The organism is uncultured Ruegeria sp., from assembly GCF_947497005.1.
In the GTDB taxonomy this organism is placed as follows: domain Bacteria; phylum Pseudomonadota; class Alphaproteobacteria; order Rhodobacterales; family Rhodobacteraceae; genus Ruegeria.
The window spans coordinates 129217-141132 of record NZ_CANMFF010000004.1; the positions used below are offsets into that span (position 1 = coordinate 129217).

Annotated in this window: 10 protein-coding genes and 3 pseudogenes; 7 read left to right on the top strand and 6 right to left on the bottom strand. The window is 54.8% G+C overall.

From position 1 onward, the window contains the following. Positions 1 to 12: 12 nt before the first annotated feature. Positions 13 to 1065: a LacI family DNA-binding transcriptional regulator gene (locus Q0816_RS07320; protein WP_298849088.1), complete on the bottom strand. Its 1053-nt coding sequence runs from the start codon at positions 1063 to 1065 to the stop codon at positions 13 to 15. 125 nt (positions 1066 to 1190) lie between these two features. Here Q0816_RS07320 and Q0816_RS07325 point away from each other — a divergent pair, with 125 nt between their 5' ends. The 5 genes and pseudogenes from Q0816_RS07325 (at position 1191) to Q0816_RS07345 (ending at position 4806) form a co-directional block, all read left to right on the top strand. Then, complete coding sequence (locus tag Q0816_RS07325; RefSeq protein ID WP_298849089.1) at positions 1191 to 2312, top strand: fatty acid desaturase; 1122 nt, start codon at positions 1191 to 1193, stop codon at positions 2310 to 2312. After that, positions 2299 to 2610, top strand: a complete 312-nt coding sequence (locus Q0816_RS07330; protein WP_298849090.1) for a MocE family 2Fe-2S type ferredoxin — start codon at positions 2299 to 2301, stop codon at positions 2608 to 2610. Before Q0816_RS07325 ends, Q0816_RS07330 begins: the two co-directional genes overlap by 14 nt. A 49-nt stretch (positions 2611 to 2659) precedes the next feature. After that, positions 2660 to 3706 carry a hypothetical protein gene (locus tag Q0816_RS07335; protein ID WP_298849091.1) on the top strand — a complete coding sequence of 349 codons (1047 nt, stop codon included), beginning with the start codon at positions 2660 to 2662 and terminating at the stop codon, positions 3704 to 3706. Between the two features lie 613 nt (positions 3707 to 4319). Next, positions 4320 to 4486 (top strand): annotated as a pseudogene (locus Q0816_RS07340) (IS3 family transposase); the annotation flags it as partial. A 128-nt stretch (positions 4487 to 4614) separates the two neighbouring features. Then, positions 4615 to 4806 carry a hypothetical protein gene (locus Q0816_RS07345; protein ID WP_298849092.1) on the top strand — a complete coding sequence of 64 codons (192 nt, stop codon included), beginning with the start codon at positions 4615 to 4617 and terminating at the stop codon, positions 4804 to 4806. A gap of 85 nt (positions 4807 to 4891) precedes the next feature. Here the strand turns inward: Q0816_RS07345 and Q0816_RS07350 are convergent. From Q0816_RS07350 to Q0816_RS07365, 4 genes and pseudogenes are all read right to left on the bottom strand, one after another. Beyond that, positions 4892 to 5140 (bottom strand): annotated as a pseudogene (locus tag Q0816_RS07350) (adenylate kinase family protein); the annotation flags it as partial. A gap of 112 nt (positions 5141 to 5252) precedes the next feature. Beyond that, positions 5253 to 5636: a universal stress protein gene (locus tag Q0816_RS07355; RefSeq protein WP_298849336.1), complete on the bottom strand. Its 384-nt coding sequence runs from the start codon at positions 5634 to 5636 to the stop codon at positions 5253 to 5255. A 144-nt stretch (positions 5637 to 5780) separates the two neighbouring features. Then, positions 5781 to 7295 (bottom strand): malonyl-CoA synthase, encoded by a 1515-nt coding sequence (locus Q0816_RS07360; protein WP_298849093.1) that lies wholly within the window; start codon positions 7293 to 7295, stop codon positions 5781 to 5783. Positions 7296 to 7439: 144 nt separating this feature from the next. Next, positions 7440 to 8565 (bottom strand): annotated as a pseudogene (locus Q0816_RS07365) (IS3 family transposase). A 341-nt stretch (positions 8566 to 8906) separates the two neighbouring features. Between Q0816_RS07365 and Q0816_RS07370 the strand changes: the two are divergent. Then, complete coding sequence (locus tag Q0816_RS07370; protein WP_298849094.1) at positions 8907 to 9695, top strand: hypothetical protein; 789 nt, start codon at positions 8907 to 8909, stop codon at positions 9693 to 9695. A gap of 56 nt (positions 9696 to 9751) precedes the next feature. Here the strand turns inward: Q0816_RS07370 and Q0816_RS07375 are convergent, their stop codons facing one another. Next, complete coding sequence (locus Q0816_RS07375) at positions 9752 to 10462, bottom strand: GntR family transcriptional regulator (protein ID WP_298849095.1); 711 nt, start codon at positions 10460 to 10462, stop codon at positions 9752 to 9754. A 228-nt stretch (positions 10463 to 10690) separates the two neighbouring features. On the opposite strand from Q0816_RS07375, the gene Q0816_RS07380 reads away from it, so the two are divergent. Beyond that, positions 10691 to 11878, top strand: coding sequence for an ABC transporter substrate-binding protein (locus tag Q0816_RS07380; RefSeq protein WP_298849096.1), 1188 nt, complete (start codon positions 10691 to 10693; stop codon positions 11876 to 11878). Positions 11879 to 11916 lie beyond the last annotated feature (38 nt).

Sequence of the window (11916 nt, forward strand, 5' to 3'; positions counted from 1 at the left end):
CGGACAATTGGTTCACCTTCCCCGCTGGCTCATGGCATCCCGGGGCGTCGGCAGGTTTTCGGCCAAAATGATCCGGGGCTCCACATGTATTGTCGGTAAAAGTGGCGTGCCTGTGGCTATTGAACCCAGCAGCCGTATGATGGCCTGCTCGGCAACGAGACGTGCGTTTTGATCGACAACGGCGTCGATCCGGTTTTCCGCAAGCCAGGCCGCGGAATTTTTTGTGAGATCGTGCATAACGATGAAGGGGCGTTTTTCAGACGCGACGCCGTTGGTCGCCGCGACGATGCCCTTGCGGCCTGCACCGATGCAGTAGATGCCCTGCAAGTTGGGGTGGCATTCCAACAGCCTTTCGGTGATGTCCTGAAGCCGGTAATTGTCTTCGCCAGCCTCGATGGCGGAAAGCAGCTTCAGATTTGGATATTTGCGGGACATCACTTCGCGAAAACCGGCCTCTCGTTCTCGGTGCCCATGATAGTCATGACTGCCAAGAAAGACCGCTATCTTGCCCCTTCTGGCGCGGTGGCTCATTCCCATCAATCGCGCGGCTGTCTTTCCGGCGACATGGTTGTCCATACCGACGTAGGCTGATCTGGGCGTGTCGGGGATATCAGAGGCGAGCGTCACAACACGGACCCCCGCGTCGCAAAGCGCAGTGATCGAGCGGCGGTTTTCGACATGATCGGTTGCAATGATGCCGACACCCTGCGTGTAGAGTGACAGATTTTCTAACGCCGCGGTCAGAGCCTTGGGTCCAATCCCGGAAAGCGGCGTCACCTTGCAGCTTTTGACCAAGGGAAGCGATGCGGCAAACTCAGTTAAGTAGGCGATGATATCGCTCATGAAAGCATTGTGATCAAAGGGGACCAGAAATTCGAGTTCTGCGGGTTTCGACGGCAGCAGCACCATGCCCTCTGACGGCAGATAGCCAAGGTCGCGGGCCGCAACCAGGACGCGCTGGCGGTTCGCCGAACTGACGCCGGGCCGGCCGTTCAGTGCCCGGTCGACGGTCGCGGTTGAGACGCCCGCAGCCGCTGCAATGCCTTTAATCGTGGCGCGGCCCATTTAACTGATGATCTCCGAATCTGATGTGATGTGATGTAATTCAGGTTTGAAACTAGACGCTGGAACTGTGTAGCAAAAGTGAAGAGATAACTGGAGGCCCCGCCATCAGCGCGGAAACAAACATATTGGCCACACGGGACTATTCGCTGACCGGGCCGTCGGCCAAAAGGGCCGTTGACGCGGGTCTTAGTGCGGCGGAATGGTACCACACCGACGTTTCCCGCAAGGAAATGAAGGCGCTGATGAAGCGGCGCGATGGGCCGCCGATGCGCGATACGATGATCTGGGCTTTCTTGCACGTCCTATTTGCGACGGGGGGCATCTATTTCTGGGGATCGTGGGTCGCGGTGCCATTCTGGTTGGCTTATGGCCTCCTGTATGGCTCTGCTTGCGACTCGCGCTGGCACGAATGCGGTCACGGCACGGCTTTCCGAACCAGATGGATGAACGATGTCATCTATCACATCGCGTCATTCCAGATCATGCGGAACCCGGTCAACTGGCGCTGGAGCCATGCGCGGCATCACACCGATACACTCATCGTGGGCCGCGATCCGGAAATCGCCTGGATGCACCCGATCCGCCTCGGCATGAAGGCGCTGGCCTATGTCGGCCTCCACGACACTTTGGTTTCACTGAAGACACTGGCGCGCAACGCGGTTGGGTGGCTTTCGCCAGATGAAAAGGATTACATTCCGCAATCAGAATGGCCCAAAGCGGTGTTCTGGGCGCGTATTCATATGGTGATCTACGCCTTTACGGTTGGTGTGGCCACCATGATGTTTCTGGGGGGTTTGGGTTGGAAGGCGATCATTCCGTTCCTGCTGATTGGTGGACCCCGGATCTATGGCTGCTGGCACATGGTGATGACGGGGCTCTTGCAGCATGGTGGGCTTGCGGAAGACGTCCTCGATCATCGCCTGAACAGTCGGACGCTCTACATGAACCCGATCAGCCGCTGGATATACTGGAACATGAACTACCACGTGGAACATCACATGTTTCCAATGGTCCCGTACTACGCGCTTCCAGCGCTGCACGAATTGATCAATTATGACTTGCCCTCGCCAAATACCTCAATCTGGGATGGATACCGGGAAATGATAGGGGCGGTTCTGCGCCAGCGACGCGAGCCGGGGTACTTTGTCAAAAAAAACCTGCCTGCAACGGCAAAACCTTACCGCGAAGACCTGCACACCCATGTGCCTGAACGGCAAGACCGAAGGAACTCCCATGCCCTGGATTGACGCCTGCGCGACCGACGAGATCGAAGAGGAAGACGTAATCCGTTGGGATCACGCCGACCGGACATTTGCCATATATCATGGGGTGGACGGTGCGTTTTACTGCACGGATGGCTTATGTACCCATGAGCAGGTTCATCTTGCCGATGGGTTGGTGATGGACAATGATATCGAATGCCCCAGGCACAACGGTCTTTTCGACTATCGCAACGGCAACGCGCTGCGCGCGCCGGTATGCGAGGACCTTGCGACATATCCAACCAAAGTAGAGGGTGGGCGCATTCTGGTGTTGCTCGAATGATCGCGCAACATCTTCCGTGCCGCGCCAGTCATCAACCAGGTGTTCACTGATGCAGATTTCAGCGCTGGGCATCTCATTTGGATTCAATGCGGCATTCGGCCTGATGGACAGTTTTTGTGTTAAAGACCAGGGGCGGTCCATCACGCCGCTTCATCGCGCGCCCTGGGTTGGCAGCGATGAAGAAATGCCGCCAGATGCGGCTCCGCATCTTGCGGTGCTGGGCGGCGATTTCTTTTGTGCGCCTTTCGGTGCGCGGGAGGGGTTTTCACCGCTTCATGGCTGGCCGCCCAACTCCCGGTGGCATGTCACCCAAGCGAACGGCGGCATTCTCGAGGCTGAGCTGGAGCGCCGGGTCTTCGACGCGCAGTTGAGAAAGCGCCTGGTCGTGCGGGACGGCCACCCCTTTGTCTATCAAAGCCATACTTTCGACGGCGGCAACGGGAGGGTCAGTTGCGCCAATCATGCAAGCGTCTCAGTGAGAAACGGTGCGCACATTCGCACCTCGCCCAAAGCGATCTGGGAAACCCCTGCCACACCGCAGGAAACCGACCCCACACGCGGACGGTCGGCCCTGGTTTATCCTACACAGTCCGAAAACCCGAAAGCCTTTCCGGCAACAGACGGGATGGTCAACCTCACATCCTACCCATGGAGGGATCGAAACGAGGATTTCGTGATCGGCATTGAGGCCAAAGGGTCGAGTCTTGGCTGGACTGCGGTGTCGCGCCTGGGATCAGGTGACCTTTTCCTTTCATTGCGAAACCCCGTGCAACTGCCGATGACGATGCTTTGGCATTCCAACGGCGGCCGCGACTATCCGCCTTGGTCAGCACGTCATGTCGGATGCCTGGGCGTTGAGGAAGGTGCCGCGGCGCATCTGCTTGGTATATCTAAAGAAGCTGATCTTTGTGGGCCCGGTGAGATCGAGTTGGGAAATAGGGTCGTAATACGACACGTCATTGGAGCCATTGATTGGCCAACGGAAGATCCGGTTGATAACGTAGTGATCGACGGAGAGGCCTTGGTAGTGACAGGCGAAACCGGCGCGATCTCTCAGGTTCCGTTTGATGTTGAGTTTCTGAACGTTGAAAATTGAAATGGCGGCGATTCAGAATAGTTCCACGTCTGACTTGGCGCGATGTTTGAAGTGCTGGGTCGAGAGCGCACCAATAGCGCAGAGCAACCGAAGGTTCTGACAGTCTATCTTGTCTCGGTTGCGGGCTCTTTTGTGTTTTGGTGGCAGTGGGATTGAGCTCAAATTTTGGTTTTGGGAAAAAGAACGGATCGGCTCCGCACCCAAAAAGACCAACCCACAAACTGCGTGTCGAAACCGCCGAGCCGTCGCACTTGCAGTGAATGTCTGGAAAGCGGGCTGCGACCGCAGCAATAAGAGGACGAGGCTAACAGCAGCTAAGAGTCGTCCCTGCTGTGGCGGGGCGACCTGCTTAGCTAACATGCTGCGACCGAACTAACGTAACAACATTATCGCCTCAACACCGGGGCACCTGACGTCGGCTCTGAGTCCAAACTAACCGTTTTCTTACCTTCACCCAAGTTCTTGGTCTGCACAAGAAAGGCCGACGCGGTAGTTCTCCAATATGTTGACGAACACGTGACGTCCCTTAGAAAACTCACCGGTTACATGCTTTCACGTAAAGGGAGAGTGTACGTCACTGCCGTGCCGTTGGAACAAGTGTCACCCGTTGAATTCACTATGGCGATACGACTACCCCACGTCAGACCACCTTCATCGCTGGACAATAAAACACCCGCAGAAGCGCGTCGAGCGTTTGAGCAATTTGTGGGCTCCGTGCACAACGCGCTTGCCCAAAAAGAAACCGAGGACTCTGAAATCCAGACCCGCAAACTCCCGTTAAGAAGGAGGGAGCCTCGGGGGGCAGGTAATTGGCTGAAGTGCAATCGCCCGCCAGCTCACCGAGAGGGTGTTGTCACGTAAACCCCAGATCGGTTGTTCGCGTCTGGATTTGTGCATAGGTGACGTCGATGAATTCATCGTCTATCAGCTACAAGCGTCACCGAGTTCCTCCTCAGACCATTGCTCACTCGGTTTGGCTGTATGTCCGATTCAAATTGAGCTTTCGCGAAGTTGAAGAGATGCTGCTTGCGCGCGGGATTGACGTCTCTTACGAGATTATCCGGCGTTGGGTGATCAAGTTCGGACCGGCGATCACTTGAAACTTGCGGCAGAGACAGGGCAGCCCAAACGACGTCTGGCACATCGATGAGGTTGTCGTGAGAATCTCAGGTCCCAAGTATTGGCTTTGGCCATTCGTTCGCGAAGAATAGCAATGACGATATCATCACTCACCAGTCCGCCCTCTGCCATGACTTCCTCGGCGGCTTTGCCTGCCTCGGTACCCGCTGCGATTGAGGCGCGCAGCAAGTCACCTGTCGAAAGCTGAACCAGCCCGAATTCCTGCTCCAGTATCCGAGCCTGGGTTCCCTTTCCTGCACCCGGCGGGCCAAGCACGATCAATACGATAGGAGCGTTTGAGACAGTCACATCTATTCCTTTCTGGAGCACACAAGACCGAATGGTATCGAATCCGGTTTCCCGCGACAGCACCTTCGGAGGCGTGTCGTTCCGTTTGCCTAAGTGTCAGTGATGTTGCTATTCAGCGTTACCTGATGACGTGTACGGCGCAGTGTGCATGCCTTACAACGCGTGCCGCGGTTGACCCGAGAAGATAGTCCTGCAGGCCGGGTTGGTGACTTGCGATTACGATACAGTCGATTTTTTGCGTGTCAGCGTAGTCGAGGATACCGCGACCGGCATGGCCTTCGACAATCTCGATGCTTGCGTTGTCGAGGTTGTTCAGCAGCGGCGACAGCTTTTCGGTGACTGCGGTTTTGGCGTGTTCCTGATGGACTTCGGGCAGCAGGTCACTGGTGTATTGAGGCAGGTGTTCGACCACATGCAGGAGGGTGATTTTTCCGCTTGTCTGGTTGAGTGCCCGGGCGACCTCTATGGCACTGGTGGCGTCACGGTCGGCATCGAAGGAGATCGGGACAAGGGTGTTTTGTACATAACTTCAATCTCCGGAAGAAAGAAAAATCAACGGCCTGAAACCGCGGTGGGCGCGCCTTCAGGCCGTTGAAGGAAAACCCGCGGGTCGAGGAACCAATCCGCAGGTTTGGGGAATGCTATTTCACGCGGCCACGAACATGTCCTTGTATTGGTCACGCAAAATGTTCTTTTGAACCTTGCCCATCGTGTTGCGGGGCAATTCGTCTAACAGGATCAGCTTACGCGGATGCTTGAACCGGGCTAGGCTGCCGCGCACGGCTTCCATCATCGCATCGAGGTCAGGCGATTGCCCCTGTTCGGCGATGATCACGCCCAGCACAGTTTCCCCAAAATCGGGATGAGGCACGCCAATGACAGCGCTTTCGGCCACACCGGGCTGATCGTCCAGAACCAGCTCAATCTCTTTGGGATAGATGTTGTAACCGCCCGAGATGATCAGATCTTTGTTGCGGCCAACGATATGGACATAGCCATCCTCGTCGATGCGGCCCAGATCACCGGTGATGAAAAAGCCGTTTTCGCGCAGTTCGGCGGCAGTTTTCTCGGGCATCTGCCAATAGCCTTTGAAGACGTTGGGTCCGCGCACCTCGATCTCGCCAATCTCGCCCTGGGGTAGAGCATTACCGTCGGAATCGCAGATATTCAGCTCAACCCCCGGCAGTGGGAACCCGACCGTTCCGGCACGCCGGTCCCCCTCGTAAGGGTTCGAGGTGTTCATGTTGGTCTCGGTCATGCCATAACGTTCGAGAATTCGGTGGCCGGTGCGCTCTTCAAACCGCACGTGGGTTTCCGCCAACAGTGGCGCCGAACCCGAGACGAACAGGCGCATATCTGCGGCAAGTTCCTTGGTGAACCGCTCATCATCCAGCAGCCGGGTATAGAAGGTCGGCACACCCATCATTGTGGTAGCGTTCGGCATCCGGTTGACGATCTCGTCGACATCGAATTTAGGCATGAAAATAATGCTGCTGCCCGCCACCAAAGTGACATTGGTAGCCACAAATAGTCCGTGAGTGTGAAAGATCGGCAGTGCGTGCAGCAGCACGTCGTCGGATGAAAAGCACCATTCCTTGACCAGCGCTTGCGCATTCGACAACAGGTTGTTCTGGGTCAGCATCGCGCCTTTGGAGCGGCCCGTGGTGCCCGATGTGTACAAAAACGCTGCCAGATCGTCACCATCGCGATCAACGGTGTCATAGTTTGCCGGCATCGTTGCGGCCTGATCCATCAGGCTGCCGCTGCCATCGGCATTCAGTGTTTCCACTTTAGCACCTAATTGCGCGCCGACCGGGGCCAGTTTTTCTTCGCTCCTGCTGTCGCAGACAATCAGAGATGCGCCGCTGTTTTCGATGAAATAAGTCAGCTCGTCCACAGTATAGGCCGTGTTGAGCGGCAGAAACACAAGGCCCGCCTGAGCGCAAGCTGCATAAAGCGCCAGCGCTTCGGGTGATTTCTCAATCTGGGCCGCAACGCGGTCGCCGGGTTTCAGGCCTAGCTGAGTAGCGACATGGGAGATTTGGGCCGTAGTGCTCAGGAAGTCCTGATGGGTGATGATTTTTCCATCGAGCAGGTGCAAAAAAGGTGTGTTTTTACCGGCATGTGCGCCGAACAAGCCGTCATAGAGAGGGTTAGCCATGAGGTTTACCTTTCTTGTGTCGTTTAAGAGATGCAGTTGCCGCAAGCGCCTTCGCCTCTGGAAAGGAGATCACCTCGCGCGTTGTGGCAAACTGCTCGTGGTTGTGGCCGTGAGCAGCCTCATCTGACTGGTCCGATTTGATTGTTAGTGCATGATTGGCCTCAGTTCCATCGGGATGATGGTTTCTGGCGCTGGTGGGCGATAGCCCAATGCACTGTATGGTCTCTTCGTATTGTAGTGTTTTCTCCATTCTTCGATCAGGATCTGGGCTTCAAGCAGGGTATAGAAAATCTCCCCATTGAGGAGTTCGTCCCGGAAACGGCCATTGAAGCTTTCACAGTATCCGTTTTCCCACGGCGATCCCGGTTCGATGTAGGCTGTTTGAGAGCCTACAGCTGCGATCCAATCCCGAACCGCTTGTGCAACAAACTCGGGACCATTGTCGGAACGTATGAAGGCGGGAGGACCACGCAGGATGAACAGATCCGTTAGAACATCGATCACATCCGTCGAGTTAAGCTTGCGCTTCACCTTGATCGCCAGACATTCCCGGCTGTGCTCATCAAGAATGTTCAAGATGCGGAACACCTTGCCATCATCTGTCCGGCAATGAACGAAGTCGTAGGACCAGACATGGTTTCGATACTCAGGCCGCAGCCGGATGCATGATCCGTCATTCAGCCAGAGCCGCCCCTTCTTCGGTTGTTTCATCGGCACTTTCAGCCCCTCTCTCCGCCATAGTCGTTCGACACGGCCATCGCTGACCGACCAACCCGCCTCTCTGAGCAAGGTCGCAATCCGACGATAGCCGTATCGACCATACTGCCTGGCCAATTCGATCATGTCGGCAACCAACCGGTCCTCATCGACACGGCCTCTCGGGATGTGCCTCTGTGTGGAACGATGTTGTCCCAGCACGCGACAGGCCCTGCGCTCAGACACTTTGAACTGGCGCCGCACATGTTCGATGCAGGCGCGACGGCGAGCGGGGCTCAGAAGTTTCCCTTTGCGGCCTCCGTCAAGATCAGCTTGTCGAGCGTCAGGTCTGACACAGCTCGTCTCAGCCGATCATTTTCCTTCTGAAGCCGCTTCAGTTCCTTCAGTTGATCTACACCCGTTCCGCCGTATTGCTTGCGATCGGTAGTAGATCTGTTCAACAACACCAATCTGTCTGATTGCATCCAGCCCGGGGCATGCCTTGCCCCATCAGCACCTCAACCTGCCGTAACTTAGAGACAATCTCTTCCGGCTTCGGTCGCTTGTTTGCCATTCTTGGTCCTCCGTTTCCTAAACATAGCGGTGGACCAGTTCAAATAGGGAGGCTCACAGATCGATTCGTCATAAATCCGATCCACCAGATGCCGGGACTAAACACAGGCTTTGTCGCAACTAATGGTAGGTCATCAGTTGAAGCCGGGTTCGCCGAGTTCATTGAAAGTAGCAAATGGAACGCAGACGATGGTCCGCATTCGATTTTTTGAATAGCTACGAGTGCTTTAGGGCGAGAATTCCTGTATCTTTGCGATAATTGATCAATGAAGTGTCTGGTGCGTGCAGAACTGGACGCACCGGTGTTATAAAATCTGACGGGGAAGAGTGATGCGGAATACTGTGAACAAACTATTCTTGGCCGGTGGGCTGGCCTTAGCTTTCGGACAAACTGCAAGTGCTCAATCTTTGGCGAGATCCGAAGACGACGAAGGCGCTTGGCGACATTCGATCACACCTTATTTGTTCTTGCCGCTCAGCACCACTGGCACATCGACCATTGACGGCAGCAGTGTCGAATTGGACCTGAGCCTGAGTGAAGTCCTGGACGTTCTTCAGGGCGCAGCATCCGTTCGTTATGAAGGGTGGAACGGTGATTTCGGGATCATATCCGAGCTCTACTACGTAAAACTCGGCGGAGGAGGGGCATTGCCGGTCGGTGGGGCGAGTGCCGATGTCGATGTCCGTCAAACCTTCTTCAATGTCCAGGGTGCCTATCGGTTTGCCAAGGGTGTTAACGCTTCGGGCCGACGTTACGCCGCAGATGCCGCAATTGGCGTCAAGTGGAACCGGCTCAAGCAGGAAATCAACATCGCTGGTCCGGGACCTGGCATGACGCTGGGGGGAACGGAAGAGTGGATCGAACCAATGATTGCGCTGCGTTACGTTACTGAAATCAACGACACCTGGAGTTTCGCCTCCCGCGCTGAGTTGAGCGGCTTTGGCGTGAATGGCGATGACTTGCAATACGTGGTTCTGGCTGGTTTCGATTGGAAAGGTTGGGAAAACACGTCCTTGCGATTTGGGTATCAGTTTTACGGAATTGATTATTCAAACGACCGCCCAAGCGGCGAGTTCGCTTATGACATGGATCAGAATGGTATTTATGCGGCCGTCGCGTTTCATTTCTGAACGGCCTGCGGCCTTGCCGAAACCGTCATTTACAGGTTGTGTATCCTGGCCCTAAGTTACATTCGCCCATTGAGAATCTTGGCCAAATCAGGTTCAACCTTTTGGGTTTGCTCAAGATCCAAACTGTTTTTTACGTGAAGTAGATGGTGTTGGATATTTTCTTCCGCTGACTGCGGATCACCACTGACGATTGCTTCAATGATCGACGCGTGCTCATCATCGGGGCAAGAAGAGTCCTTGTTGATTCCGAACAATGCTACGATCAGAGACGACCGGGTCACCAACTCCCTTACAACGCGAGTGAGCACCGAATTGTTGTGACACTTGGCCAACTCGACATGAAATTCACCTGAAAGCCGGATGATTTCAGTTCGATCGTTCACTGCACGAGCCGCATCTTCTTCTTTGACATGTGTCCGCAAGGCATGGATTCCTGCTTCACTGATCTCATGTGCCAGTTCGCGCACAATGCCAGTTTCGATCATCAGGCGGGCTTCAAAAACCTCTTGGGCTTCGTCAGGGCTTGGGCAGGCAATAAAGGCGCCGCGGTTAGAGTGCAGTTCAACAATGCCCTGGCTGCTCAATAACAACAAAGCTCGGCGGACGCGCATTCGACCAACGCCAAAAGTCTCGCACAGGGTTTGTTCGCTCAACTTGGTATTGGGCGCCAGCTTCTGTTCCATGACCGCAGAATAAATTCGGTCGACGATCAATTGCTCATCCGAATCGGATTGGACGGTGTCGAGTTTTTGTCGGGCGTCTGTCATCTTGTTCCAATTTGGCTGGAAAATACGTCGATCGTACTTAGCCGTACAACTTCTAACTGACAACATATTGGTCTTCTGTTCACAATATCAATAACCACGTCGGCTAAATATGTTGACAAAGATTGTTAACAATGCAGTATCCAAGGTGCATTCCGGGATTCGACCGGTCGCATTGTTTACTTCGCCAAGCGCCCAGAAGAGGCGCCGAGACCTCATAGGGAGGAAAGAATGAAACGTAGAAACCTGATGAAATCCTCAGTCGCTTTAGCCATGGCCGCATCCGTCTTTGGATCCGTGGTATGGGCTGAAAATCCAGTGCTGAAGGTCGGCTTTGTAGGTGTCACTTCGGGTCCGGCTGCGGCTTGGGGCATCTCTAACCAACGATCAATGGAGGCCCGCGCAGCTTGGATAAATGAAGCAGGGGGATACAAGATAGGTGACACGACCTATGATATTGAAATTGTGTCATTCGACGACCAGAAAGATCCCAAGCGCGCAATTGCTGGCATGGAAAAGATGGCCCAGGAAGGAATACACTACGTTGTTGGGCCCAACGTTGACGACGGTGCTGCAGCGGTTCGTCCTGTCGCCGAAGCACAGGGGATCATGTACTTTCCCTATGCGTTCCCAAAAGAGCTATATTCCGCTCCGGCGTCCAATGCCGTTCTGGGCATGGTCGCAAATTATCAGTCCGGTCCTGCGATCTATAAATACCTGAAAGACGAAAAGGGCGTGAAATCTGTTGCCTTTGTTGCTGCGAACGAATCCGATCCGCTGAGCCAGCGGGATGGCGGCGTCGAAGCAGCCAAGGCACTGGGACTTGAAGTTGTTTCCGACAACGTCACATATCAGGTGGACACAACAGATTTTACTCCTGTTCTGACGCCTGTCATGCGCACGCAGCCTGATCTGCTGGTTTTGTCGGGTGTGTCCCCGGCCAATGCACCTCAGTTGATCCGGTCAGCGCGTGAGCTTGGCTTCCAGGGCATTATCTCAACCGAAACCGCACAGGATGCGACAGTTCTGCGGGAAGGGGCAGGGGACCTGGCCAATGGCTTCATTTCTGTTGGTGGTGCTTCTACGCCCGAGATTGCATCGGATGACATGAAGGAATTCGTCACGCGCTATACTGACATGTTCGGTGAATACAACGACGAGTCGAACACCAAAGTCTATGCGCTTGAATACATTCTGGCGACTCTTAACGCCAATCCGGCAGGTATCGACGATGTGAAGGCCTTCCAGACAACAATGGATACGTTTGAAGCGCCGAACCCATTCATGAAGGGTGATGCAGTAATGCGGTATGTCGGTACGACATCGTTCGGGCAAAAGCGTCAGATCGCTGTACCGCTGGTGGTGAACGTCTATCAGGACGGGGCGTTTGAAACGCTCTTTGTCGCTGAAGTCGACTGAGGGAAACCTTTCACTCAAGGTTTGAACCTAACGAGCTA